Annotated in this window: 28 protein-coding genes and 1 pseudogene; 15 read left to right on the plus strand and 14 right to left on the minus strand. The window is 60.4% G+C overall.

From position 1 onward, the window contains the following. Positions 1–549, minus strand: a pseudogene (locus EN943_RS18470) (hypothetical protein); the annotation flags it as partial. Between the two features lie 216 nt (positions 550–765). On the opposite strand from EN943_RS18470, the gene EN943_RS18475 reads away from it, so the two are divergent. Continuing rightward, a complete protein-coding gene (locus EN943_RS18475) occupies positions 766–1,197 on the plus strand; it encodes a hypothetical protein (RefSeq protein ID WP_245475895.1) in 432 nt (143 codons plus the stop codon). Positions 1,198–1,293: 96 nt separating this feature from the next. Next, positions 1,294–1,530: a hypothetical protein gene (locus EN943_RS18480; RefSeq protein ID WP_127414064.1), complete on the plus strand. Its 237-nt coding sequence runs from the start codon at positions 1,294–1,296 to the stop codon at positions 1,528–1,530. A gap of 10 nt (positions 1,531–1,540) precedes the next feature. Here EN943_RS18480 and EN943_RS18485 read toward each other — a convergent pair whose 3' ends face one another. After that, positions 1,541–1,798, minus strand: coding sequence for a hypothetical protein (locus EN943_RS18485; RefSeq protein ID WP_127267547.1), 258 nt, complete (start codon positions 1,796–1,798; stop codon positions 1,541–1,543). Between the two features lie 298 nt (positions 1,799–2,096). Here EN943_RS18485 and EN943_RS18490 point away from each other — a divergent pair, with 298 nt between their 5' ends. From EN943_RS18490 to EN943_RS18505, 4 genes are all read left to right on the plus strand, one after another. Then, positions 2,097–2,291, plus strand: coding sequence for a DUF2934 domain-containing protein (locus EN943_RS18490; protein WP_127414065.1), 195 nt, complete (start codon positions 2,097–2,099; stop codon positions 2,289–2,291). Between the two features lie 88 nt (positions 2,292–2,379). Continuing rightward, positions 2,380–2,565 carry a hypothetical protein gene (locus tag EN943_RS18495; RefSeq protein WP_127414066.1) on the plus strand — a complete coding sequence of 62 codons (186 nt, stop codon included), beginning with the start codon at positions 2,380–2,382 and terminating at the stop codon, positions 2,563–2,565. Between the two features lie 80 nt (positions 2,566–2,645). Further along, positions 2,646–3,458, plus strand: a complete 813-nt coding sequence (locus EN943_RS18500; RefSeq protein WP_245475896.1) for an alpha/beta hydrolase — start codon at positions 2,646–2,648, stop codon at positions 3,456–3,458. A gap of 117 nt (positions 3,459–3,575) precedes the next feature. Continuing rightward, positions 3,576–3,986: a DUF427 domain-containing protein gene (locus tag EN943_RS18505; protein WP_127414068.1), complete on the plus strand. Its 411-nt coding sequence runs from the start codon at positions 3,576–3,578 to the stop codon at positions 3,984–3,986. 43 nt (positions 3,987–4,029) lie between these two features. Here the strand turns inward: EN943_RS18505 and EN943_RS18510 are convergent, their stop codons facing one another. Both EN943_RS18510 and EN943_RS18515 read right to left on the minus strand, forming a co-directional pair. Next, on the minus strand, positions 4,030–4,446 hold the full coding sequence (locus tag EN943_RS18510; RefSeq protein ID WP_127414069.1) for an HD domain-containing protein: 417 nt from the start codon (positions 4,444–4,446) through the stop codon (positions 4,030–4,032). Positions 4,447–4,470: 24 nt separating this feature from the next. Beyond that, entirely contained in the window at positions 4,471–4,866 is a 396-nt protein-coding gene (locus tag EN943_RS18515) for a GFA family protein (RefSeq protein WP_127414088.1), read from the minus strand. Between the two features lie 201 nt (positions 4,867–5,067). On the opposite strand from EN943_RS18515, the gene EN943_RS18520 reads away from it, so the two are divergent. Both EN943_RS18520 and EN943_RS18525 read left to right on the plus strand, forming a co-directional pair. Continuing rightward, positions 5,068–5,676 (plus strand): cysteine hydrolase, encoded by a 609-nt coding sequence (locus tag EN943_RS18520; protein WP_127414070.1) that lies wholly within the window; start codon positions 5,068–5,070, stop codon positions 5,674–5,676. Between the two features lie 100 nt (positions 5,677–5,776). After that, complete coding sequence (locus EN943_RS18525) at positions 5,777–7,051, plus strand: DUF763 domain-containing protein (protein ID WP_127414071.1); 1,275 nt, start codon at positions 5,777–5,779, stop codon at positions 7,049–7,051. A 126-nt stretch (positions 7,052–7,177) separates the two neighbouring features. On the opposite strand, the gene EN943_RS18530 is transcribed toward EN943_RS18525, so the two are convergent. Continuing rightward, positions 7,178–7,621, minus strand: a complete 444-nt coding sequence (locus EN943_RS18530) for a PPC domain-containing DNA-binding protein (protein WP_127414072.1) — start codon at positions 7,619–7,621, stop codon at positions 7,178–7,180. Positions 7,622–7,665: 44 nt separating this feature from the next. Beyond that, positions 7,666–7,983: a plasmid stabilization protein gene (locus EN943_RS18535; protein WP_127267539.1), complete on the minus strand. Its 318-nt coding sequence runs from the start codon at positions 7,981–7,983 to the stop codon at positions 7,666–7,668. Positions 7,984–8,488: 505 nt separating this feature from the next. Here EN943_RS18535 and EN943_RS18545 point away from each other — a divergent pair. Genes EN943_RS18545 through EN943_RS18560 form a run of 4 tightly spaced genes read left to right on the plus strand, consistent with a single transcriptional unit; the run spans position 8,489 to position 12,898 of the window. Continuing rightward, a complete protein-coding gene (locus EN943_RS18545) occupies positions 8,489–9,106 on the plus strand; it encodes a (2Fe-2S)-binding protein (RefSeq protein WP_127414074.1) in 618 nt (205 codons plus the stop codon). 1 nt (position 9,107) lies between these two features. After that, complete coding sequence (locus EN943_RS18550) at positions 9,108–10,130, plus strand: xanthine dehydrogenase family protein subunit M (RefSeq protein ID WP_127414075.1); 1,023 nt, start codon at positions 9,108–9,110, stop codon at positions 10,128–10,130. Positions 10,131–10,133: 3 nt separating this feature from the next. Then, positions 10,134–12,413: a xanthine dehydrogenase family protein molybdopterin-binding subunit gene (locus tag EN943_RS18555; RefSeq protein ID WP_127414076.1), complete on the plus strand. Its 2,280-nt coding sequence runs from the start codon at positions 10,134–10,136 to the stop codon at positions 12,411–12,413. A gap of 23 nt (positions 12,414–12,436) precedes the next feature. Then, on the plus strand, positions 12,437–12,898 hold the full coding sequence (locus EN943_RS18560; protein WP_127414077.1) for a RidA family protein: 462 nt from the start codon (positions 12,437–12,439) through the stop codon (positions 12,896–12,898). A 46-nt stretch (positions 12,899–12,944) separates the two neighbouring features. On the opposite strand, the gene EN943_RS18565 is transcribed toward EN943_RS18560, so the two are convergent. Next, positions 12,945–14,654 (minus strand): HAD-IIB family hydrolase, encoded by a 1,710-nt coding sequence (locus tag EN943_RS18565; protein WP_127414078.1) that lies wholly within the window; start codon positions 14,652–14,654, stop codon positions 12,945–12,947. A 232-nt stretch (positions 14,655–14,886) separates the two neighbouring features. Between EN943_RS18565 and EN943_RS18570 the strand changes: the two genes are divergently transcribed. Continuing rightward, entirely contained in the window at positions 14,887–15,393 is a 507-nt protein-coding gene (locus EN943_RS18570) for a ferritin-like domain-containing protein (protein WP_127320809.1), read from the plus strand. Positions 15,394–15,453: 60 nt separating this feature from the next. Here the strand turns inward: EN943_RS18570 and EN943_RS18575 are convergent, their stop codons facing one another. The 3 genes from EN943_RS18575 to EN943_RS18585 all read right to left on the minus strand — a co-directional run bounded on the left by EN943_RS18575 (position 15,454) and on the right by EN943_RS18585 (position 17,558). Then, complete coding sequence (locus EN943_RS18575; RefSeq protein ID WP_127414079.1) at positions 15,454–15,603, minus strand: hypothetical protein; 150 nt, start codon at positions 15,601–15,603, stop codon at positions 15,454–15,456. 40 nt (positions 15,604–15,643) lie between these two features. After that, positions 15,644–16,615, minus strand: a complete 972-nt coding sequence (locus EN943_RS18580; protein ID WP_127414080.1) for an SDR family oxidoreductase — start codon at positions 16,613–16,615, stop codon at positions 15,644–15,646. Between the two features lie 313 nt (positions 16,616–16,928). Then, on the minus strand, positions 16,929–17,558 hold the full coding sequence (locus EN943_RS18585; RefSeq protein ID WP_245475900.1) for a TetR/AcrR family transcriptional regulator C-terminal domain-containing protein: 630 nt from the start codon (positions 17,556–17,558) through the stop codon (positions 16,929–16,931). Between the two features lie 239 nt (positions 17,559–17,797). Here EN943_RS18585 and EN943_RS18590 point away from each other — a divergent pair, with 239 nt between their 5' ends. Continuing rightward, a complete protein-coding gene (locus EN943_RS18590) occupies positions 17,798–18,286 on the plus strand; it encodes a RidA family protein (protein WP_127414082.1) in 489 nt (162 codons plus the stop codon). A 68-nt stretch (positions 18,287–18,354) separates the two neighbouring features. On the opposite strand, the gene EN943_RS18595 is transcribed toward EN943_RS18590, so the two are convergent. Continuing rightward, positions 18,355–19,050 (minus strand): RNA methyltransferase, encoded by a 696-nt coding sequence (locus EN943_RS18595; RefSeq protein ID WP_127414083.1) that lies wholly within the window; start codon positions 19,048–19,050, stop codon positions 18,355–18,357. 260 nt (positions 19,051–19,310) lie between these two features. Here EN943_RS18595 and EN943_RS18600 point away from each other — a divergent pair, with 260 nt between their 5' ends. Beyond that, positions 19,311–20,033, plus strand: coding sequence for a GNAT family N-acetyltransferase (locus tag EN943_RS18600; protein WP_245475898.1), 723 nt, complete (start codon positions 19,311–19,313; stop codon positions 20,031–20,033). Between the two features lie 13 nt (positions 20,034–20,046). On the opposite strand, the gene EN943_RS18605 is transcribed toward EN943_RS18600, so the two are convergent. From EN943_RS18605 to metG, 3 genes are read right to left on the minus strand one after another with little or no spacing between them, the layout of a single operon-like run. After that, positions 20,047–20,865, minus strand: coding sequence for an MBL fold metallo-hydrolase (locus tag EN943_RS18605; RefSeq protein ID WP_127414085.1), 819 nt, complete (start codon positions 20,863–20,865; stop codon positions 20,047–20,049). Between the two features lie 3 nt (positions 20,866–20,868). Next, complete coding sequence (locus EN943_RS18610; protein WP_127414086.1) at positions 20,869–21,663, minus strand: TatD family hydrolase; 795 nt, start codon at positions 21,661–21,663, stop codon at positions 20,869–20,871. Continuing rightward, positions 21,663–23,213: a methionine--tRNA ligase gene (gene metG / locus EN943_RS18615; RefSeq protein WP_127414087.1), complete on the minus strand. Its 1,551-nt coding sequence runs from the start codon at positions 23,211–23,213 to the stop codon at positions 21,663–21,665. The genes EN943_RS18610 and metG overlap by 1 nt, the downstream gene beginning before the upstream one ends. Positions 23,214–23,347: the final 134 nt, after the last annotated feature.

Below are 23,347 nucleotides of genomic sequence, written 5' to 3' on the forward strand. Positions count from 1 at the left end.
CTGAGCCTGCTCGTCGGTCTGCATCTTAGCCTTGCCCTCGGCCTGCTGGTCGGTGGTGGTGCCGGCCTTGCCCTGAGCCTGCTCGTCGGTCTGCATCTTGGCCTTGCCCTGGGCCTGCTGGTCGGTGGTGCCGGCCTTGCCTTGAGCCTGCTCGTCTGTCTTCAGTTTGGTCTTGTCCTGAGTCTGCTGATCGGTGGTGCCGGCCTTGCCCTGAGCCTGCTCGTCAGTCTTCAGCTTGGCCTTGCCCTGGGCCTGCTGGTCGGTGGTGCCGGCCTTGCCCTGAGCCTGCTCGTCAGTCTTCAGCTTGGCCTTGCCCTGTGCCTGTTGATCGGTGGAGGCGCCGGCCTTGCCCTGAGCTTGCTCGTCGGTTTGCATCTTGGCTTTGCCCTGGGCCTGATCGCCCATCTTGGAACCGCCCTGGCAGTCAGCCTGCCCGGAAGCGCAATTGGCGTCTGCGCCAGACTGGCTTTCGGTCTGTTGCGTCTGAGCCACTGCCGTTCCACAGCCGAGCCCGATGGCCAGCATGCTGGTAATGAGAACATGTTTCATGGGGAAATCTCCCTGGGTAAGGTTCGTCCCTTCAGTGCGTAGAACCAGCACCCAAAAAAAATGTTCCGAGATAGTTGAGTGAGGGCTAAAAAACGACCTCACTTGGGGCCATACGATCATGGGCGAAAGCCCTCGTTAAAACGACCTTTCCAACCTTGCCGATTGCCCTAGCTGTCTCCTGAGAGGAGACCGGACATGGCAATTTATAGTCTGAGAGTGGTCAGCTTCATTTTCGTTGCACTGGCTTTCGTTCCGGCCGCCGCGCATTTCTTCACGATGTTCAACAAGATGAAGCTCGACGGGGCGAACTATCTGGCTGCGCAACGCGCTTATGATGGATGGAGCCTGTTCGGCATCGTGGTGCTGGGAGCATTGCTCTCTACAGCCGCCCTGGCGGTCCTGCTCTACCGAGCGAGTGCATCTTTCGGCTTGGTTGTTGTCGCCTTTCTAAGCATCGGCGCCACGCAATTTGCCTTCTGGACGCTGACCTATCCAATCAATCAGGCGACCCGGAACTGGACTGTCCTCCCTGAAAACTGGGAGCTGCTGCGGCGCCAATGGGAGTATTCGCATGCCATCGCCGCGGGCCTCAACGCCTTGGCGTTGCTGGTGCTTTTCATATCGGCGCTTCGCCCTGCGGTGCGTTGAACGACCACGTCTTCACCAGCACGGCCATCGAGCGGGCAGGGAACCGCCCAGGAAGCGAAATCATTGACACGCAAGATGTTTGCAGCGTGACCCGAAATGAAGCGGTACTATTTCGACCTTCAAAATGGTGACGGCACAGTACCCGACGATGACGGGCAGCTGTTCGAATCCCGGGAACAGGCCAGGGCGGAAGCAATTCGTATTTTGCAGGACGTCGCCCAAGACGAAATGCCCGATTGCGATTTCGTCAAGGTAACCGTCAAAGTACGCGATGAGATCGGTGCGCAGATGTTTGAAGCGTCGCTTGTCCTGACCTCCGGTTGGAGCGTGTGATGCCGCAGTGCTAGCGGCTATACCGCACCGGGATTTGCACGACATTCTCCGATCCAGGCAGATCGAAGGCCATGGCCAGCTGACGTACGGAGGCCATCTCCACGATCAATTCTTCGATCGAAAGATCCGGCAGACCGGTCTTCACCCTCTGCCTCACCCTGGCTGCAAGTTCATGAACCCGCACCGGGACGAATAGCGGGCTGTCGTCCAGTAGCTTGCTGATTTCGATGACCACATCGGCGTCGATGTCTTTCGGCAATTCCCGCATGGGCGTCACCTCCAATCGAAGCAACAGCCCGCCATGTCGATGCGACGGGCGATCAGGCTTTGAGCGCCGGGCAGTGGGATCGGAGAGGGACGTGCTCGGCGCCGGCCGATGGCCTGATTCATAGATCTGCGGGCATCGGTGTGTCACGAAAAAATATCGGTACGAAAATTACCAAGCGACTGATCCCACGCAACCTATAAACGCCTTCCCGAGATGGCGGCTCCGGCAGGGGCTGTTCCCGACAGAGGAACAAAAAGTATCGTCCGGAATTGAGACTGGCGGATTGGAGAATCTGGCCATGGACAGCAGGGAAGAAAAGATCAAACGACGGGCCCATGAAATCTGGGAACAAGAGGGCCGGCCGGTCGGCCGCGAGCAGGAGCACTGGGATCGGGCCGTGCAGGAGATCGAGGCCGAGGGCTCGGAGACTGAACGTGGCCCGGCTTTGCCTGACCCGACAGTTGCAGCCGATTCCACTAGCTTGAAGCGTTGATCGTCAAATGCCGTGGTCTTGAGAGCACGATCAGGGCAACCAAGTTGGCGGAACCTCGTTTGCTGGACAGCAACCAGAGGAGATTTCGATGAAGCGGTTCTTTTCACTCCTGGTCTTGGCCGCTGTCCTTGCGCTCGGCGCCTGCGACAACAATACCGAGCCGATGAAAGCCAACACCGGCACCAACAACAAGAATCCAAAGGTTGATCAGGCCGCCAGACCAGAGTCCACGACTGGCGGCGACCAGCCAGCTACGGTGCCTCAGAGCAAATGAACTCCGTCTCACATTGCGACACCCCTCTGCTGCGCGTCGCCTATCTCGATGGTGGACTGCAGGACGGCGCCCCGGTTGTCTTGCTGCATGGCTGGCCCGACGACGCCACGACATACGCTCGTATTTCGCCGGTCCTTCATGAAGCTGGCTTCCGGACGTTTTCCCCTTTGTTGCGAGGCTTTGGGCCGACATCGTTCCTGTCGAAGGAAACTATGCGCTCGGGCGAGATTGCCGCGATGGCGCAGGATGTGCTGGATTTTGCCGATGCGCTTGGCATCAGCCGCTTTGCAGTTGTCGGACATGATTGGGGCGCTCGGATATCCTATCTGCTCGCGTCGGTTTTTCCGGACCGCATCAAGTGCTGCGCTGCTCTGTCGCTCGGCTGGCAACCAGGCAAACCAGCAACGCCAGCGCCCAGACAGGCGAAAGCATTTTGGTATCAATGGTTCATGGCGACCGCGCGGGGCGCCGAGTTCGTACGAAACAACGGCAAGGAATTCGCCAGGTATCAGTGGGACAGCTGGGGTCCATCAGGCTGGTTTGACGACGCTATTTTCGATGGCGTTGCGAGCTCGTTCGAAAATCCTGACTGGGCGGATGTGACGTTGCATTCCTATCGGGTCCGATGGGAAGAGGCCGAGCCCGATCCTCGCTATGCCGAACTCGCCCGCCGGCAAGCAGCGGTCAAGATCATCACGGTGCCGATCCTGACGCTTCATGGTGGCGACGACCGCGTTGTGTTTGCCCAGTCTTCAGAGGGGCTCGAAGAGCATTTCACCGGGTTCTACAGTCGGGTGGTGCTGGATGGCATCGGACACTTCCCGACGCGTGAAGCTGCTGATCAGGTTTCGCGATTGTTGGCTGCGTTTCTCGATAGCCATGGCAAGCGCTGAAGTGGGGTCGTTATCGACCTCACAGTACAGCGCGGAACCTGACGCATCGCCGTGCATTTCGTCTCCATGCATGACGAACCGAAATGCGGTCTCGCAACGGCAGCAGGGAGAATTTGAATGCAAGCTTCAGGCGCAATCTCAACACACCATGCTGGCCAACTGGCCATAGAACCGTTTGCCGGCACGGTGACGGTACGATTTTCCGACGCCATAGTCGCTGCCACGGAGCGGGCGAAAGTGCTTCAGGAAGAAGGACATGAGCCCGTGTTCTATATCCCTTTCGAAGACATCTATTTTGACCTTTTCGAAAAAACGAACACCACCAGCCGCTCCCCTTTGAAAGGTACCGCGAGCTACTGGCGCGTCCATGCCGTGGGCAGCTCGGCTGACGATTTCATGTGGGCATACGAGACGCCTGAAACCGCGGCGCGGGCCATTGCACGTCATGGTGCATTCGATCCGGAAAAGGCGCGCATCGATGTCGAGCCCGCGGAGGACAGAAGGCATACGCCCCACGTCACGGAGTAGATTGCCCGTTCTCATCGGCGCGAGCTGAGATTCAAGGCAGGTGCTAACCGCGTGGAAACTCTTCATCAAGGATGCGTAGTGCCCCGTATCTGACGGTTGATGCCCCGGCCTGTCGTGCCTGCCAGATATTGTCCGCCAGATCCGCGCGCTTCACCGGCAGCGCCAATGGATTCGATGCCGCTCGTCGCACGAACGCGAAGTAATCCTCGCCGTCCCTGCGCGACATGGCGTCGACGGCCGACGCGATCGTCGGGCCAAAACCGGCCTCTTCCAACCTGGTCCGGTCCCAGCCTTTGCCCTTTTCCAGGACGTCATGGAGATAGGCGACGACCTTCTGGTCCTTGGTTTCGACCGCGTCAACGACACGGCGGCAGTGCTCGATATAGGGTCGCCCGGTCTTGTCGCGCTGTGCTGCGTGGACCTCTTCGGCAATCTTGGCCGCCCGGTAAAACATGCTCATCTGGCTTGCCCTTCGGACATGGTTTCACCATCGCTCCTCGGTATCGAGGTGCGGCAGGTCTATTCCGCAGCAAACCCAGCCAAGTCGCTGCCTCGATCCATAGTTGTAGCGCGGCTCCAGGCGAGCCGGATCGTCGAACGTTCCGGCATGCAGCGCGATCTCTCCGGGCGATGCGTCATAGGCAAGGCTGAGCGGCGATCCGCAGGCGGAGCAGAACCCTCTGCGGGCAATCGGCGAAGACCTGCGATAGGTCGGCGTCGCATTGGTCCAGGTCACGCTTTGGGAAGGCACCCAGGCCAGAACCGCGAACGCACTGCCGGTCGCTCGTCGGCACATATCACAATGGCAGTAATGCACTCTCGGTTCGCTTCCAACGCGGAAGCGGATCGTGCCACATAGACATCCTCCGCTCAGTTCCATTTCGGCGCCCCGGCTGACTTGCGGCTCCAACGCCTCTCGCGCGGTCTCATGCGAGCACCTCCATTGATATCAGCGGAAACGCCAGCCATTTGCGTCGGTTCCTGTTGGCTATTTCAGGAACCAGTGCTTGCGCGTGGCGTTGCGTGTCTTTGCTGGCAAAGTGAGGAGGCAGCGAATGCATGGCCGGTCGGAGACGCACTGATGTCGATGCCGGGGCTGGCATACGGTCCCCTGGGCGATCGTTGCATGCATGTCTGCGTGGATATGCAGCGGCTGTTTGCAGAGCCGTCTGAATGGGCAACACCCTGGATCACCCGGGTTCTCCCGCAGATCGAAAGGCTGGTCGAGAGACGCGCGCCACAGACGGTCTTTACACGCTTCCTGCCAGCCGGGAAGCCGGGGCAGGGCGTCGGCACATGGAAGCGCTATTATGAGCGCTGGGCTTCACTGACGATCGAGACGATCGGGCCCGAAATGACCGAACTGTTGCCGTCTTTAGCCGGCTATTGCCCGCCAGCGGCGATCATCGACAAGCACATCTACTCGCCCTGGTTCGAAGGGCGCCTCAGGGCCCTTCTGGTGGAGCGCGGCATCGATACGCTCGTCATCACCGGTGGCGAAACGGATGTTTGCGTTCTGGCCACGGTGCTCGGGGCCATCGATTTCGGCTACCGCGTGGTTCTCGTCACGGACGCGCTGTGCAGTTCTTCCGATGCAACCCATGACGCATTGCTGACCGTTTACCACCAACGTTTCGCGCAGCAGGTCGAGACGGTCGAGATGGAAACGGTTCTCTCGAACTGGACTTGACGTTTTCTAACTCGGCTCGGCGGAAAGTGTCCATGCTTCCTTGCGCGGTTTGGCTGCCTATCTGTTAAGAGAATAACGGACACCAGAACAGGTAGCAGACGTGACGCAGCGATCGGGAAGTGCTGATCTTCCACTCCATGGTGGGCGCGTGCCGAAATGGCTCGGCGACCGCATGACGCGTCTTGGCGCCGCGATGTGCGAGGCAATCGTTCATCACTATGGTCGAGACGAGCTGCTGCGGCGGCTGGCGCATCCATTCTGGTTCCAGTCCTTTGGTGCTGTCATGGGCATGGATTGGCACTCGTCGGGGATCACGACCAGCGTCGTGGGCGCTTTGAAGCGTGGTCTCACGCCGCTTTCCGGCGAACTCGGCATTCATGTCTGCGGTGGTCGCGGCGCGCATTCGCGCAAAACCCCGCACGAGCTGGAGGCCATCGGCCAACGCGTCGGCTTCGACGGAGCGGGCCTCGCCACCGTCAGCCGGCTTGTCGCCAAGGTTGACAGCGCCGCAGTCCAGGACGGTTTCGATCTTTACCTGCATGGCTTCATCGTCACCGATGACGGTCGCTGGGTCGTGGTGCAGCAAGGCATGAACGGCGACAGCAAGGTGGCGCGCCGCTACCATTGGCTCTCCGAGGGCCTCAAGAGTTTTGTCGACCAGCCGCATGCCGCCATCGAGGGCGCCCATCAAGGTGAGATCGTCAACCTGACCGACAGGCGCGCCGACGCGTCGCGCCAAGGGCAACTGAACCTTTTGCAGAACCTCGGACCCGATCGCATCCTGAGCGAGCTTGCAGCCTTGGAGCGTTGCGCGGAGCCGACGCGCCGGCGGGAACCGGAGCAGCCGCTGCTGCCGCATTTGGTCATGCCGGCCCACCATGACGTTCGCGAAAGCGATGTCGTCATGCATCGTCTTCACGGCAATATCGCAGCCGCCGCGGACCGTGGTCCCACCGATTTCGCCGAGCTCCTTCTGGTCCCTGGCGTCGGCGCTCGCACGGTGCGCGCGCTGGCCCTCGTTGCCGAGGTGGTGCATGGCGCGCCTTGCCGTTTTTCCGACCCCGGCCGCTTCTCGCTGGCGCATGGCGGCAAGGACAGGCATCCATTTCCGGTACCGCTGAAGGTCTATGACGAGACGATCGGGGTTCTGAAGTCAGCCGTGCAGAAGGCAAAGCTCGGTCGCGATGAAGAAATCGGTGCCTTGAAGCGGCTCGACGATCAGTCGCGGCAAGTCGAACGATACGTGACCGGCCCCAGCCTGAAGGAAATTGTCGCGGGAGAATTCGACCAGTCGCATCTGCTTGGCGGGCGCAGCGTGTTCGGGTGGGAAGCTGCGCCGGACACAGCACCTGCTGAGCTGAGCAAGAAAGCGTGAGAACGAGCCAGAGCAGTTCACCGTTTCACGGAAACGGCGACCCGCTCTAACTCCTTGTTTTTACGCAATTCCGGACGGAAAACCGTTTCACACTTTTCCTGGAATTGCTCTCTAGAGGGCTGTAGATCAGTCGTCCAGATCGATCAGCGCGACACCGAGGTCCGGACGCTTGCTGCGGCGCAGATGGCCGGGCGCTTCCACCAGGATGATTTCGAGCGTTGGCCGAACGATGCCGTCAAGCAGATGTCCACCCCGGGTGGTGCCATCGCTCAATCCAAGCACCGCATGGACGTGCAGGCTGGGCTTGTCATCATCTGCCAGTGCGACATCGCCGATCGCGCTCAGAACCTCGCACTGTTCGTCGATAGGGATTTTGCGGTAGGTCTTCGCGGCCGGATCAAACCAGCCCACGGTGGCTTTTTCGAAAGCCCCTATCGCGGTCAGGGACGCGCTGCCGATGTTCTGCTCGACCGCGAAGGCGGTCAGTGCCGCGAACGCTTCTTCGCCTGGGTCGAGCACCACGACAAATGTCCTTTGTCCGCCGATCTCATTGACGAGCTGCGATTTCATCCCTGTGCTTCCATCGTTCGCCTCCATTGGACGCCGCCCTCAGATCAATGTGCGCGATGTTCCGCATTGCGCTTGCGGGTCGCTGCAGCTTTCTTCGCCGATTCCGATCGGCTTGCGGCAGACCGTGATGCCGATGCCTTGCCGCCGCTTTTGCCGCCTTTGTGCGCCGCGGGATGGCCCGTGTGTTTGCCGCGGCCCGAACCGCCTTCCTTCTTGCCGCCGCCATCGTCCTTGTTGACGGTTGCCCATGCACGCCGCTCTGCCTCCTTGTCGGAAACCCCGCGCTTCTCATAGCCTTCGGCAATGTGATCGGCTTTACGCTCCTGCTTGTCAGTGTACTTCGATTTCTCGCCTCGTGGCATGGTCTGTTCCTCCTGTTGAACAAGGGCTGAACGTCGACCCGACGCGCTGGTTCCAACAGAAGTTCGCGTAGCCAATGCCGCATCCTGGGCATGCCCAAACACCGTCGCGCGGCGCACGCTAACGCTTTTTGGGCCGGGGAGAGCGCAGCAGCAAGGCGAGGGGAATTGGTTCAGCCGATTGCCAACCTCACAACGAGGGCCAGGATCACGATACCGACCAAGCCGGCTATGAAGATAATCCGACGCGTGCGCGTTCGCAGGATGATCTCGCCCTGCCTCGCCTGCTCTGCAGAGAATACAGGGCCATTGTCACCGTCCTTGCCATGCCGACCATCGCTCACGATCGCCTCCTTCCGGCTCTTGGCACACAACCATCGCTCGACAGGTGAGGTTCCGGTTACATCGATCCCGCCAGCAGAAAAAAGGATCACAGGCTCGTGAGGAGGGAACTTTGTCCTCCGCGACTGGTTTGGGCCGCTTAGACCCAGCCAGCCCGGAGCCAGCCATGTCCGATGCCAAGATGTCCAGTGGCCTGAGCAGACGCATGTTCATGACGGCCTCTGTTTCAGCGGCGGCGGTGATGCCGCTCGTGAATTCCCCAACGAGAGCTGCCCAGCCGGCGTCCGCCAAACCGGCCGAACCGCGCGACCTGTCGGCGGTTTCGATGCGCATCAACAAACAGGCCTACAATCTCGCTCTCGACAATCGAACCAGCCTGCTTGACGCCCTGCGCGACCATGTCGGCCTGACCGGCACCAAGAAAGGTTGCGATCACGGTCAGTGTGGCGCCTGCACGGTTCTGATCGACGGAAAGCGGGTACTGTCCTGCCTGAGTTTTGCCGTCATGAACCAGGGCCGGGAGATCACAACGGTGGAAGGCCTGGCTTCGCCGGACGGGGAACTGCATCCGGTCCAACAGGCCTTCATCGACCACGATGCCTTTCAATGCGGCTATTGCACACCGGGTCAGATCATGTCCGCCATCGGTTGCATCAACGAAGGCCATGCTAGGTCGGAAGACGATATTCGCGAATATATGAGCGGCAATCTATGTCGCTGCGCGGCCTATCCCAACATCGGTGCGGCGATCGTTCAGGCACGCGACCAAATCAGGAGGGCTTAAGATGCGCCCCTTCGCTTATGAAAGACCAAATAGCGTCTCCGCGGCAATCGCCATGGCGTCCGGTCCCGGTGTCGTGCGTGTTCCGCCGACCAGCGCCGACACGCAGTTCATCGCTGGCGGCACCAATCTGGCCGACTATATGAAGCTCGGTGTCGCGCGGCCGGAGCGACTGCTCGACCTCAACACTCTTGCCGAGCCGGCCTTGCGGCAGATCAGGATAGACGATGACGCGATCCGGTTTGGTGCACTGGTCCGTATGGGTGAAGCAGTCGACAACAATGATGTCAGGCGCCGTTGCCCGCTCCTTGCCGACAGCCTGAAATTCGCCGCCAGCGGTCAGCTTCGCAACATGGCGAGCCTGGGCGGCAATGTGCTGCAACGTACGCGCTGCGAGTATTTTCGAGAGATTTCCTGGCCGTGCAACAAGCGCGAACCTGGCTCCGGCTGCGCTGCGATGGAAGGGTCCAATCGCCAGCACGCCGTGCTGGGTACGAGCGATGCCTGCATCGCTACGTATCACGGCGATTTCGCGCAGGCGCTGGTCGCGCTGGACGCCACCGTCGATATCGAAGGCCCTCGGGGAAGGCGCAGGCTTGCATTTGCCAAGCTGCACAAACGGCCGGGCGAGACGCCCGACATCGAGACGGATCTTGCCGCCGATGAGCTCATAACCGCCATCGAAGTGCCGCTCGAACGGTGGAGCAGCCAGTCGCGCTATCTGAAGATTCGCGATCGCGAATCCTATGCGTTTGCGCTGGCGTCCGCGGCTGTTGCGCTCGACATGGATGACGAGACGGTAAGGAGTGCGCGCATCGCGCTTGGTGGTGTGGCGACTGTGCCGTGGCGTGCGCGCGAAGCAGAGGACGCGCTACAGGGCAAAGTGCTTGACGAAGCCGCGGCGCAAGAGGCTGCCGAGGCTGCCTTCGCCGATGCCAGACCGCGCGAGCATAACGCATTCAAGATACCGCTCGGCAAGCGCACGCTGGTGCGGGCGCTGCTTGAAACGCGGGATATGAAGGGCTGAGCCATGAACCAAGCTGCACCCGCTCCCAGGGAAAACCAGGGCGATCCGGTTGTCCGCATTGATGCCCGGCTAAAAGTTACCGGACAGGCCGGCTATCCCGCCGACATCGTCACGGCCAACGTCGCCTACGGTACCCTTGCCACCAGCAGCATTGCCCGGGGCAAAGTTTCCGAACTTCACACGAAAGACGCCAGGGCCGTACCCGGTGTGCTGGACATCGTCACCTATGGCGATATGGACAAGATCGACACGCCGAAATTCGGCAATACCGGCGCAAGTTCGATCGGCCCTTTGCACGACAAGACGGTTTTTCACGACGGTCAGATCATCGCTCTGGTGGTCGCAGAAACCTTCGAGGCGGCGGAGGAAGCCGCAATGTTGATCCGCGCAGACTACGAGGATGAACGGCCCAGCGCCAGCTTTGATTCCAAGGGCGTGAAGATGGAACCGGCTGCCGGCAAAAGCCCTATGTTCAAGGAGGATGCGAAGGCCGGTGACTTCGACGCCGCCTGGGCGGATGCGACGGTGAAGATCGACGAAAAATATTCGACGCCGACCCAGCATCACAATCCGATCGAGCTGTTTTCGACCACGGCCATATGGCAGGGCGACCAGTTGACGATACACGAGCCCAGCCAGAATGTTACGGGCTGGAAGGTGGAACTGGCACGCCAACTGAAGCTTGATCCGGCCAATGTACGGATCGTCAGTCCCTATATCGGCGGCGCCTTCGGCTCCAAGGGGCCGATGACGGCACGCACTGCAATCGTTGCCGTCGCGGCGCGGCGGATCGGCCGGCCGGTTCGCTGCGTCGTCAGCCGTATGCAGGCTTTCGGTACGCAGACCTATCGCGCCGAAACGCGGCATCGGATTCGCATGGGCGCCGGCAAGGACGGCCGCATCACGGCGTTCGGACACGAGGGATGGGAGGTGACGTCACGCCCTGATCCTTATGTCGTCGGCGGCACGTCCGCCACCGCGCGAATGTACGATTACGGCTCCGTTCTGACGCATGTTTCGTTGGTTCATGCCGATCGCAATACGCCTGGCTACATGCGATCGCCGCCGGAGACGCCTTATGTCTACGCGCTGGAAAACGCCATGGACGAAATGGCCGTGGCCCTCGGCATGGATCCTGTGGAGTTTCGCCGCATCAATGAACCGGAGAAGGAGCCGATCGGAGGCAAGCCATTTTCCAGCCGCTCACTCATCAAGTGCTACGACCAGGCGTCGGAGGCCTTTGGCTGGTCGAAGCGCGATCCCAGGGTCGGCTCGATGCGCGACGGCGATTGGCTGGTCGGGATGGGCTGCGCGACGGCAATCTATCCGACTGCCGCCGCTCCCTGCGCGGCCCGGGTTCGTCTCACCGCCGATGGCGAGGTGCGGGTCCAGTGCGGCTCGCATGAAATCGGTACCGGCGTTCGCACCATCGCCGGGCAGATGACGGCGGAAAGACTGGGGGTCGGCATGGACAAGGTCAGCGTCGAGATGGGCGACAGTGCCTTGCCGCCGGCTCCCGTGTCGGGCGGGTCGATCTCGACCGCCAGTGTCTGCTCGGCGGTCATGAAAGCCTGCGACGTAATACGCGAAAAGCTGTTCGCCGCCGCTGCGGGCAGGGGGGCTCCGCTGGCTGGTTCAGGCAATGCGAAGCTGGACTTGAAGGACGAAAAGGTCGTCACCGAGACCGGCAAATCCGCAAAGCTGGCCGATGTGTTCAAGGCCATGCAGGTCGGTGCCATCGAGGAATATGCCGAGTTTGCGCCGAAGGGTTCTTCGCCTGAAGCCCTCAGCAAACTCTATGCCGGACAGTCGGAGTTTCATGGTGGAGAGAACGACGAAGATTCGGTCAAGTATGCCTTTGGCGCCGAGTTCGTCGAGGTGCGCATCAACAGCTATACACGCGAAATCCGGGTGCCGCGCATCGTCGGAGCCTTCGCTGCCGGGCGCATCATGAACACGCGCACCGCGCGCAGCCAGCTGATGGGTGGCATGATCTGGGGCATTGGCCAAGCGTTGCACGAGGCCACGGAAATAGATCAGCGACACGCGCGCTACGTCAATCGCGACCTGCAGGACTATCTCGTGCCGGTCAACGCCGACATCAAACAGGTCGACGTTATCCTGGTCCCCGAAATCGACCATCAGGTCAACCCTGCCGGCGTCAAGGGCTTGGGCGAACTCGGCAATGTCGGAACGGCTGCTGCCGTGGCGAGTGCCGTCTATCATGCCACCGGCAAGCGCATTCGCGATCTGCCGATCAGAATAGACGATTTGATAGGCTGACGATCAAGAGTTCTGGACGAAGCATGGAACTCGTAACCCATAAGAAATTCAAAAACGGCAGGTTGATGCCGTGGGGAAAAGGCACGGTCGTCACCGGAGCAAAGGGATTTGTCTATCTTTGCGGGAATACGGCAACCGCCGAAAATTACGATCCTGCCGGAAAGAGAGGAGGGGGCTTCACTGGCGATGCGGCGGCACAGTGGCGCGCAATTCTGGCGAACATCAAATCAGATCTGGAAGAACTCGGTAGCGCGCTCGACTATCTCATCCGGCTGACCTTCTTCATCAAGGGGCCATTTCCCGATGGCGGCGTTCTGGGTTCTCCCAATTTTCGTCTCGATGTACTGGACGAGTTCTTTGCCGAGCATTGCCCGAAGCACTGCAGCTATAACAACCCGCCGCCCTCGGAGGTGATCGGGGTTGCAGCGCTTGCGCAAGCCGACATCGTTGTTGAAATTGTCGCGGTTGCGGCGTTGCCTGACTGAAAAGTTTAACGAGCAGCGATAGCCTAATTGCCTTGGCTCTCGCGTGTCACTCCGGGGCTGTGGCGGGAGCCGTGTAACGGCGGCGCACGGCATCAAGCACCTGCTTGCGGCTCTGCTGCGCCGACAGGGTCTTGTCCTCTTCCGCCTCGGCGGTTTCGCGCGCCAGGTCCTTGTCCCGGATCTGATGTCGAAACCATTTGGAATAGTCGCCGGTGCGCAAATGAAACTCCCAGGTCTTGTCATCTATGCCCTCCGCGATCTGAGCGAAGATCATCAGATTGTGAGCCCTGAGATTCATCGCATTGTCAGGGCCATGGAAATAGAAGCTGCCGGCTTCGTCGAGCTGGCCTTCGGCATATTTCCGGCTGTGCCGCTTGAGTGACTGACGTGGTTCGACCACCTTGACCGTCTTGACTTTCTTGCCAGCCTGCGGCCGCCAGAACAGCACGCGCGCGCCCTTGGGCGTTGGAATGCCCTTTGGCGGCTCAATGCCAGTCTCCTTGCAGAAGACCTTCACCACGTCCTTCGCCTTGGGGCCAAGTGCAATGATGGCTGTCACCAGGCGCAAGGCGTCTGTCGAGATCGCCTCGGGGTGAACGGTGATGAGGATTGTGCCAGGCAGTTCCAATGACAGGACCGCCCGCGTATCGTCGCGCCGCTTGGGCAGAAGATGATGCGCTTCATCGATGACGAGCCAGTGCGGTCTCGCGGTGCGCCGGCGGAAACTGCTGAGGCCAGGCAGCAGGTCGGCAAAGAAATCCGGCCTCTCGTCGACGCGCAGGGCCAGTCCATTGACGGCAATGTTGCTGTCGGCCTTGGCGATCAGATCCAGCACCTGCGCCTTTGTCGGCGCGCTTGAGCCGTCTCCCAGGCGGACAGCGCCTTCGAGGCCGTCATAGTCGCCTTCGGGATCGAAGACGCAGAACTGAAAACCACTTTCGACGAAGCGTTCCGTCAGCGCGGTGGCCAAGGTGGATTTACCGATGCCGGAGCTCCCGGCAATGAGGATCGTGTCGCTCGGCGACAGGTAGACATCATCGCCGCCAGACGATCCAAGAACGATGCCGTCATGGCGCTTCGGCACTATCGCGTGATCACGCTTTATCAGCTTTGCGATGAGTTGCTCCACGCCTTTGCCGCGGGCGCCACGCATGACCAGGTTGGCTGTATCCTTGACCGCCGGAATTGCATTGTCGACGGCGGCGCTGCAGCCACAGGCTTGCAGGAACGCGTGGTCGTTCTCGGCGTCGCCGACGCCGACGACGTTGTGCGGCGAAAGTCGAAGGTCCTGAAGGGCCGCAGCGAGCCCGGTGGCTTTGTTGATGCCGCTCGGCAGGATCATCACCGCGCCCTTGTTGAAGATGATTTCCAGTTCGAGGCCCATCTTTTTGATGACCTCGAGCACGGTCGCCTGATGGGGTTCCCAGGTCGCGACGATCGATCGCCCGACCGAAAGCGGCTTGACGCCCTGCCTCTTCAATCTGGCGACGAATTTGGGCTCGGGCGATGGGGCGATCACCCGTTCTTCCTCGCTGGCTGGCGTGTAGATCATCGCGCCATTCTCAGCGACGACCTTGTCAAAGAGGCTAAGCTCGGGAAAGACGCGCTTGAGATCGGGCAGTTCACGCCCGGTGACGAGAACCAGCTTGCGGCCGCTTTTCTTGAACCGCTCAAGCGCAGCGAGCGTCTTCCTGGCGACGATCCCATCATGAGCCAGCGTGCCGTCATAGTCTGTCGCCAATGCGATGAAATACATTCCGCCGACCTTCTCGTTCCAGTTACTCTGCGGCTAGAACGTGTGATCGAGACAAAGGCTCCCCAACGGCCGGATCGCAGGCCTTGGAGAAGGGGACGGTTCGCCCTCGGAAATCAGGAACTCCTTCGGTGCCGGTACGTTGACCAGACAAGCCGGGAACCGTCCCGGTCTTTGCTGGCGGCGTGCAAACCCCGTCGCCAAAATCCACACCAAGGCAATGAAAGGAAAGGCCATGGGCTTCTTTTCGAAGGACATCAAGACACTCGACGATCTCTTCGTGCACACGCTGCGCGACATCTATTACGCCGAAAAGCAGATCGAGAAGGCCCTGCCGAAGATGATCGACAAGGCAACCGACCCGCAATTGAAAGCCGGATTTGAAAAACACCTCGACCAGACGAGAGGCCATATCGAGCGCGTCGAACAGGTGTTTGAATTGCATGGCGTCAAGGCCAAGGAGGTCAACTGTCCGGCAATCGACGGCATTCTCGAGGAGGCCGATGATGTGAGCGGTGACGTCGATGACAAGGAGGTTCTCGACGCGGCGCTGATTGCTTCGGCGCAGGCCGTCGAACACTACGAGATGACCCGCTACGGCACGCTCATCGCCTGGGCCAAGCAGCTTGGCCGCACCGACTGCGCCAATGTGCTGGCCAAGAATCTCAAGGAGGAACAGGCGACCGATCGCAAGCTCACCGAAATGGCGGAAAGCAAGATCAACCTGCAGGCAGCCGAATAAGACTGCAATCCGGCCGGCTGGTAACCCGGCCGGCCGGATTGCCGGCAGGTTTCCATTCCGTCAGCGAGACGGGTCGACGCCCAGTGCCGCTGATTGCTGGCGCAGCGCCTCACCGTCATCCTGCGGCGCATGCCGAGCAGATCCTGCTGTTTCCGTGTAGATGCGGTACGCTACACAAGCGAGCGCCACCATGAAAAGCAGACGGCCCATCCATCCTACTCCTTGGTTACGGATTTCGTTTCGGCCATCCTCAGTACCCTCCGACGACCGGCAAGATCTCGCCGGTGATGTAGCTCGAGCAGTGCGGCGAAGCGAGGAACACATAGGCCGGCGCGAGTTCTTCCGGTTGCGCGGGTCGTTTCATTGGCGTGTCCGCGCCGAATTTCGAGACGTCGTCGGCTTCCTTGTCCGACGGATTGAGCGGTGTCCACACCGGACCCGGTGCGACCGCATTCACCCTTATGCCCTTGCCGATGAGACTGCCCGACAGGGCCCGCGTGAAGGCATGGATGCCGCCCTTGGTCATCGAATAGTCGACCAGCTGTTTTGAACCGTCGATACCGGTTACCGAACCGGTGTTGATGATCGCCGAACCGGGCTTCATGTGCGGTACCGCTTCCTGCGCCATATGAAAATAGCCGTAAAGATTGGTCTTCAGCGTCGTGTCGAAATGTTCTTCGGTCAGCTCGCCGAAATCGCTGGAATGGATCTGGAACGCAGCGTTGTTGACCAGCACGTCGATGCGGCCGAATTTTTTGACGGTCTCCATGACCGCCTTGTGGCAGTGGCTGCGTTCGCTGACATCGGCCTTGACCAGGATGCAGCGTCGTCCCTCCTTCTCCACCGCGGATTTGGTCTCTTCAGCGTCCTTGTCCTCGGCCAGATAGACGATCGCGACGTCGGCGCCCTCGCGGGCGAACAACACCGCCACCGAGCGGCCAATGCCGGAATCGCCGCCGGTGATGAGTGCTACCTTTTGGTCGAGTTTTTTCGATCCGAGATAGTACGGCGCATCGTACAGCGGCTCCGGCTCTAGCGCCCATTCGTGCCCCGGTTTGGGCTGATGTTGCTCAGGGAAGGGGGGCTCGGGATATTCACGGGCGCCAGCCTGCATGGCGCCTTGCTGCTTCCCATCGCCTTTCGATTTGTCCTTGGCATCGACGCCACGTTGGATATGGCGCTGCTTGGCCGCTTCACCGGTTATTTCCGACTTCATCTGCATGATCGTCTCCTTGGCTTGGAGAGGAAACAACGCATGTCGGCCAAAAAGGTTTGCGCAAAAGATCGGCTGCCCAGAGGATTCCGACCAGCGTTTGGCAATGCGTAACAACGACATCGCCAAATGCAACAATTCAGCTGCAATGCAGCCGCGCCAGCCACCGCCGCGATGGGATCGAGCACCCGGGGCTTGCCCGCTGCCTGCGCCCGCCTTGGCGCCGAGCCAAACGTGATGATGTGGACTGGGAAGCTATGCGTCAAACTGGCGTGCGCGAGGCAGCGCCATCTGGTCTGCTCCAGGCGGAGCCGCCGGAATTCTATCTTGGCGACAGGCCGTCGAGCAGGAAGTCGAGGCCCTTTCGGAAGGCGCCATCCCAATCGTTGTCCAACAGCAGACGAGAGCGTTCGATTGTCGGGTAATGTTCGCTGAGATGTGTAAGACGCTGCTGTGCGGCTGCCCTGTCTTCTTCCGAGAGGTCGAAGCTTGCCCGGGTGAGGGTGGCGCCCATCACGTAGTTCCAGAGCGACCATATGGCGGCGTTGAGATCCGCGTCCGCAACACCGGCTCTGGACAAGGTCTTGCTCAGCATTTCCAGGCGCCTGAGGATGTTCGGGCCAAGCGCCCGTCGCGGCAACAGCGATGCCGACCAAGGATGGCGCAACATTCTGGCGCGCCAGTCTTCGAGCATATGAACGACGTCTCCGCGCCAATCCGGAGACTCGCCTGTTTCAGGCGATCCGCGATGTTCGAGCGCCGAATCGAGTGCTAGATCAAAGACATCCTCCTTGTTGTCGACGTGCCAGTACAGGCTCATCACACCCGAGCCGAGGCGATCCGCCAGCCGACGCATTGTCAATCCGTCTATGCCCTGGGCGTCCAGCAGTTCCACCGCGACCGCCACGATACGCTCTCGAGACAGCGGCGGCTCGCTGCTCGCTTCCTGCATGGGTGGAAGCTTTGTCCGTCGTTTGCTGGCACTGCGGGTTTTGGCTGCCATCTGTCTTCCTTGCTGGCCGAACGTCGATTTTGGCAGGCACCGTCAGGAATGTCGACGCTGATCGCTTGACTAGTACGACGTACCATACGATGACTCGTACATCGCACGATTCATCGTATGAGCGATCTGGTTAAAGTTCATGCCGGCCGCGAGTGCGTTATTCGCAGTCAGCAGAGCCAGGAGGAATCATGTCACGCGCAATCAAGCATCTGCTTACCGGAGGGCTAATCATCATGACCATGGCAGTTTCCGCTGCGGCTACAGCGACTGGGAACGACCTCAAGCTGACCATCGTCAATCCACAGACGCTCTACGACCCGTCGCCGAATGGCTACAGCACCGCCGTGACCGCACCGCGCGGAGCTCGGATTGCCTACATCTCCGGGCAGGGCGGCCAAGACAGCACAGGAGCCTTGTCACCCGATTTCGCTGTCCAGGTTGAGCAGGCCTACGCAAATTTGCATGCGGCGCTCGAGGGCATCGGCGCCAGGCCGGATCAGGTGGCGAAGCTCACGGTCTTCGTGGTCGACCACGACATGTCCAAGCTCGATGTGTTGACCAGGAACGTCAAGGACATGTTCGGCGAGGCGCTGCCGGCGCAGACACTGGTTCCCGTTCCCAAGCTTGCAATCGACCCCATGCTGTTCGAGGTGGAAGCCACCGTTATTCTGGAATAGGGAGCCTGATCGCCCCAACCGACATGGGTCGAGCACGCCGCCGACAGCCGCGCGTTGGAACCACCAATTCATTTTGGCTCGTCAGCTTGTTCGGTTTCGCTAGAAGCAAAGCCGTCAATTTCACGACTCATTACAGTAGGTAATGGCTCAGCACGTTTTCCCTTCCGTCTTCCGCGGCGGAATTTGCTCTGATACTCACGTCGCTGTTTCGTGATTTCGTAGAGAACGATACCCGAACTGGTCCCGAGGTTTAGGCTCTCGATCATCCCGAACATTGGGATTGCTACGCACATCTCGCTGCGCTCGACCGCGAGGGGGGTGATGCCCCGTTTCTCATTGCCAAACCAGACAGCAAGTTTAGTGTGCTGGGTATAATCACCCTCATGCAGGAAAACGCTGGTTTTCCCCTTTATGTGCGGTGAGGTGACGACGGACATAAAGCCATGCTTTTCCAGATGGTTGAGGCAGGCGGCAGTGCTGTCGAACCGTTTCACAAACGTCCATTTGACGGCTGATACAGACGTTTCCGAAAGCGATTTCCGCTGGCGCATTTGCTGCCAGTCATCGGGAAGTGCTTTGCGTGGATCAACGATATAGACTCTTTCAACGCCCAGAGCATTTGCGTTTCGAATTACCGTTCCGATGTTCCTGATATCATTCGGATCTTCGACAACGGCTACCAAGTTCTTGCAGCGAAACGATCTGACCGCAACCGCACGCCTGCGAACCGATACTCTGGGTTTCTGAGCCTCAAGGGTTTCCATGGGAGAGCTTCTACCAGACGCGCTTCTGAATCCAAGGCCCGCGGGACTATTTGTCCGCCTTGGCACTTTATCGCCCTGTCGCCGCCACATCAGAAAGTCGCATAAGATAGATTATGGAACTAGTGCTCTGGCCAGGAACTAGAAATTGCCGCTGATTTTCATAGGCTTGAGCCAATTGTAGCGTATTGCCTTGAGCGGATAGCCAACGCTAGGCTGTCGAAATGACGAGAGCAAGCAGCGAGATCGAAGCGGCGATCGAGGTGTTCGTGCAAGGCTTCAGCGCCGACAGAAGCCGCACCTTTCCTTACGAGGCTCGCCGCGTCGGGCCGTTGTGGCTGATGCGCGACGCCGCGCGCAAGAATCCTCGCGACTACCGCGGCGAAGAATGGGTTGTCCATGACGTCGCCGCTCAAGAGGCCGATGCGATCGTGCGGCAGCATGCGCGGCCGGGCTTGGCTATTTCCGTTGTGATCGCGAACGAGGATCCGGACGGGCCGACACGAACCGCCTACAAAGCTCTCGGCTACCGGCTGCTTCGGACAGAAGGCTTTTTCGTCCACCGATTGCACCGGATTCCCAGCCCGCCAGCGGTTGCTTCGATCGAACGCGTGCAGACAGCCGAACGGGCAGCGCAGTTGGGAAAGATCATCCGCAGGCAACCGATCCCGGATCATTTGCTCGGCGACAGCGCGCCGTTCCGCCAGTATGTGGCAGTCGATGGCGCCGATATCGTTGGGCGCGTGCGCAGCCTGGATGCCGCGGGAGCCACCTGGTGTTCGAGCATGTATGTCGAGCCGTCGCACCGGCGTCGCGGCATTGGCCAGGCTCTGATGTCGAAAATGTTGCACGACGATCGCGCGCGCGGGTCAAGGTACTCAGTGCTGGCAGCAACCCATGCCGGGGCGCTGCTTTATCCCCGGATGGGCTACCAGCGGATCGGAACGCTGCTGATATTTGCGCCGACGAGCCGGAAGACCGTATGAAGCTCTATTCGCATCACGCTGATTCGTAAGGGATTTCGATCGCCATCCCATCATAGGCTGGCTCGACGTTGGCGGGTGTCTCGGCCATCACCTTGGCGTAGTCGAGCGGTACATGCATATGCGTCAGCACGGCGTGTCTAGGCGACAGCCGCTCGATCCATTCAAGCGCTTCACCAAGTGACAGGTGACTTGGATGTGTCCGGTACTGCAGCGCGTCGATGATCAGCACGTCGAGGTCGCGCAGTCGTTCGGCGGTGGGCTCCGGAAAGTCGCTGATGTCGGGGCAATAGGCGAGCCCGCCGATGCGGAAACCGAGCGATACGATGTCGCCGTGGATCTGCGGCAGCGGCTCGAGGGTGAGGGTGCCGCCCTCGCCTTCGATGACCACCGGCCTGGCGTGGTCGATGAGATGCGGCCTGACGATCGGCGGATAGGAACTGCCTTGCGGCGTCTCGAAACAGTATCCGAACGCTTCCCGCAAGCGAAGCATCGTCGCCCTGTCGGCATGAACGTCGATCAGCTGGCGCTGATCGAGAACGAAACCGCGCAGATCGTCGATGCCATGGATATGATCGGCATGCGGGTGCGTATAGACGACCGCATCGAGACGCCGGACCGAGGCCAGCAGCATCTGCTGCCGAAAATCCGGCCCCGTGTCGATGACGACCGTCGTGCGGCTGCCGTTGGCCGCGATCCGCTCGACCAGTGCAGCTGTGCGCATGCGCCGGCTCTTCGGGTTGTCCGGATCGCAATTGCCCCAGTCGCCGGTGATGCGCGGCGTGCCCGGCGACGAGCCGCAGCCGAGAATGGTGAAGCGCAGCCGGTCGGTCATCGTTCAGGCACTTTGCTCTACAGGCCGCGGCATCTTGCCGAACAGCCGGAAGAAATTGTCCGTGGTCAGATCGGCGATTTCAGCTTCGCTTACGCCGATCGTTTCGGCCAGCACCTTGGCGGTATGGGCAACATAGGCCGGCTCGTTGCGTTTGCCGCGAAACGGCACGGGCGCCAGATAGGGCGCATCGGTTTCGACCAGCAGCCGGTCATGCGGGACATCGGCGGCAATGGCACGCAACTCAGCTGAATTCTTGAAGGTCAGGATGCCCGAGAACGACACGTAGCCACCGAGAGCGACGCCGACCTCGGCAAGCCGGCGTCCTGAGGAAAAGCAATGCAGGATGAAGGGGAAGGCGCCCTTCCCTGTTTCGTCCTCGAGAATATCAACCATATCGGCATCGGCATCGCGCGAATGGATGACCAGCGGCAGCCCCGTTTCACGGGCGGCGGCGATGTGATTACGAAAGCCTTTCGCCTGTGCATCGCGTGGCGCTTTGTCATAAAAATAGTCGAGACCGGCCTCGCCGATCGCAACCACCTTCGGGTGAGCAGCCAGCCGCACCAGATCGGCCGACGTCACGTCCAGCTCTTCCCCGGCATTGTGCGGATGGGTACCGACCGAACAGTATACTTCATCGAAAGTTTCTGCGATTTCAAGGATTTGCTGAAATCGCTTCACGCGGGTTGAGATCGTCACCATGCGACCTATACCGGCTGCCTTGGCGCGGGCGACAATGGAAGCCCGCTCCTCGGCGAAATCTGGAAAATCCAGATGGCAGTGGCTGTCAACGAGCATCAGACGTTCGCGTCCGGCTGTTCGACGTAACGCGGAAACACCCCTTCCGGCACGGGCAACGCAGTGCCGGGCACCAGCGCATGGTCCGCGTGGACATGCACGAAGTCGCGGCTGTCCGCCGGCACCGCCAGGAGATCGAGCAGTTTGTTGGCCGACCCCGGAACGAAGGGCTGACACAGCACCGCCACGCGGCGCACGACTTCGGCGGTCGTCCACAGCACGGTTTCCATGCGCTCCGGATTGGTCTTCTTCAACGCCCATGGTGCCTCGCCGGCGAAGTAGCGATCGGCTTCCGCCACCACGCCGAAGATCGACGCCAGCGCCAAATGGATGCCCTGCTCGGCCATCGCCTTGCGCGCGGTGTCGAGAGCGGCGACGGCCTGGTCCAGGATCGCGCTGTCGGCATCCGTCAGCTCGCCGCGCTGCGGCACCACGCCGCCGCAGTTCTTGGCGATCATCGACAGCGAGCGCTGCGCCAGGTTGCCGAGACCATTGGCAAGGTCGGCATTGGTGCGGTTGACGATCGCGTCATGGCTGTAGCTGCCGTCGTTGCCGAAGGGCACCTCGCGCAGGAAGAAGTAGCGCACCTGGTCGAGACCGTAGTGCTCGACCATCGCGAATGGATCCACGACGTTGCCAACCGATTTCGACATTTTCTCGCCGCGGTTGAACAGGAAGCCATGCGCGAAGACGCGCTTTGGCAACTCGATGCCCGCCGACATCAGAAAGGCCGGCCAATAGACCGCATGGAAGCGGACAATGTCCTTGCCGATGATGTGCGTAGCCGGCCAATAGCGCCATTGCTCGGCCTTTGTGTCGGGATAGCCGGCTGCGGTGATGTAGTTGGTCAAGGCATCGACCCAGACATACATCACATGCTTGTCGTCGCCTGGCACCGGCACGCCCCATTTGAAGGTCGTGCGCGAGATCGACAGATCCTTCAGCCCGGACTTGACGAAGCTGAGCACCTCGTTGCGGCGCTCGGTCGGACCGACAAAGTCGGGCTGGCTCTCATAAAGCGCCAGCAATTTGTCCTGATAGGCGGAAAGCCTGAAGAAGTAGCTTTCTTCCTCGTTCCATTCGACGGGCGACCCAAGCGGTTCGCGACGCACGCCGTCGTCGCCGACGGTCGTCTCGCCTTCGTCGAAATAGGCTTCCTGGCGAACCGAGTACCAGCCGCTATAGCGGTCGAGATAGATGTCGCCATTGGCAGCCATCGCCTTCCAGATCGCCTGGCAGGATTCGTAGTGGCGCGGTTCGGTCGTGCGGATGTAGTCGTCGTTCGAGCCGCCCATCGCCTCGGTCATGGCGCGGAAAATCGCCGAATTGCGGTCGGCCAGCGCCAGCGGCGTTATGCCTTCCTTCTCGGCCGTTTGCTGCATCTTCAGGCCATGTTCGTCGGTGCCGGTCAGGAAGAAGACGTCCTTGCCGTCCAGGCGCTGGAAGCGTGCCAGGGCGTCGGTTGCAATGACCGTATAGGCGTGGCCGATATGCGGCTTGCCGTTCGGATAAAAGATCGGGGTGGTGATGTAGAACTTGTCGCGTGACATGAATGAACCGTCATGAATGTCTGAATGGAAAGGCGTGGCGGTGGATATCGTATCGAGGCAGCATTTGCCATCCCGATCCAGGAAACCCAGTCACATTCGCATTGCAGAATTCAGACGGTCGATCATGATCAAGG

Origin of the sequence: Mesorhizobium sp. M7A.F.Ca.US.006.01.1.1 (assembly GCF_003997935.1) — a bacterium.
GTDB lineage: Bacteria > Pseudomonadota > Alphaproteobacteria > Rhizobiales > Rhizobiaceae > Mesorhizobium.

Bases quoted from the DNA above. Each gene is read 5' to 3' on its own strand.
- EN943_RS18595 (WP_127414083.1), bottom strand. From the start codon at position 19,050: ATGGAAACCCTTGAGGCTCAGAAACCCAGAGTATCGGTTCGCAGGCGT.
- EN943_RS18530 (WP_127414072.1), bottom strand. From the start codon at position 7,621: ATGAAATCGCAGCTCGTCAATGAGATCGGCGGACAAAGGACATTTGTC.
- EN943_RS18535 (WP_127267539.1), bottom strand. From the start codon at position 7,983: ATGCCACGAGGCGAGAAATCGAAGTACACTGACAAGCAGGAGCGTAAA.
- EN943_RS18520 (WP_127414070.1), top strand. From the start codon at position 5,068: ATGTCGATGCCGGGGCTGGCATACGGTCCCCTGGGCGATCGTTGCATG.
- EN943_RS18605 (WP_127414085.1), bottom strand. From the start codon at position 20,865: ATGACCGACCGGCTGCGCTTCACCATTCTCGGCTGCGGCTCGTCGCCG.
- EN943_RS18610 (WP_127414086.1), bottom strand. From the start codon at position 21,663: ATGCTCGTTGACAGCCACTGCCATCTGGATTTTCCAGATTTCGCCGAG.
- EN943_RS18505 (WP_127414068.1), top strand. From the start codon at position 3,576: ATGCAAGCTTCAGGCGCAATCTCAACACACCATGCTGGCCAACTGGCC.
- EN943_RS18495 (WP_127414066.1), top strand. From the start codon at position 2,380: ATGAAGCGGTTCTTTTCACTCCTGGTCTTGGCCGCTGTCCTTGCGCTC.
- EN943_RS18580 (WP_127414080.1), bottom strand. From the start codon at position 16,615: ATGCAGATGAAGTCGGAAATAACCGGTGAAGCGGCCAAGCAGCGCCAT.
- EN943_RS18560 (WP_127414077.1), top strand. From the start codon at position 12,437: ATGGAACTCGTAACCCATAAGAAATTCAAAAACGGCAGGTTGATGCCG.
- EN943_RS18485 (WP_127267547.1), bottom strand. From the start codon at position 1,798: ATGCGGGAATTGCCGAAAGACATCGACGCCGATGTGGTCATCGAAATC.
- EN943_RS18585 (WP_245475900.1), bottom strand. From the start codon at position 17,558: ATGCAGGAAGCGAGCAGCGAGCCGCCGCTGTCTCGAGAGCGTATCGTG.
- EN943_RS18510 (WP_127414069.1), bottom strand. From the start codon at position 4,446: ATGAGCATGTTTTACCGGGCGGCCAAGATTGCCGAAGAGGTCCACGCA.
- EN943_RS18575 (WP_127414079.1), bottom strand. From the start codon at position 15,603: ATGGGCCGTCTGCTTTTCATGGTGGCGCTCGCTTGTGTAGCGTACCGC.
- EN943_RS18490 (WP_127414065.1), top strand. From the start codon at position 2,097: ATGGACAGCAGGGAAGAAAAGATCAAACGACGGGCCCATGAAATCTGG.
- EN943_RS18545 (WP_127414074.1), top strand. From the start codon at position 8,489: ATGTCCGATGCCAAGATGTCCAGTGGCCTGAGCAGACGCATGTTCATG.
- metG (WP_127414087.1), bottom strand. From the start codon at position 23,213: ATGTCACGCGACAAGTTCTACATCACCACCCCGATCTTTTATCCGAAC.
- EN943_RS18480 (WP_127414064.1), top strand. From the start codon at position 1,294: ATGAAGCGGTACTATTTCGACCTTCAAAATGGTGACGGCACAGTACCC.
- EN943_RS18515 (WP_127414088.1), bottom strand. From the start codon at position 4,866: ATGGAACTGAGCGGAGGATGTCTATGTGGCACGATCCGCTTCCGCGTT.
- EN943_RS18550 (WP_127414075.1), top strand. From the start codon at position 9,108: ATGCGCCCCTTCGCTTATGAAAGACCAAATAGCGTCTCCGCGGCAATC.
- EN943_RS18555 (WP_127414076.1), top strand. From the start codon at position 10,134: ATGAACCAAGCTGCACCCGCTCCCAGGGAAAACCAGGGCGATCCGGTT.
- EN943_RS18590 (WP_127414082.1), top strand. From the start codon at position 17,798: ATGTCACGCGCAATCAAGCATCTGCTTACCGGAGGGCTAATCATCATG.
- EN943_RS18570 (WP_127320809.1), top strand. From the start codon at position 14,887: ATGGGCTTCTTTTCGAAGGACATCAAGACACTCGACGATCTCTTCGTG.
- EN943_RS18565 (WP_127414078.1), bottom strand. From the start codon at position 14,654: ATGTATTTCATCGCATTGGCGACAGACTATGACGGCACGCTGGCTCAT.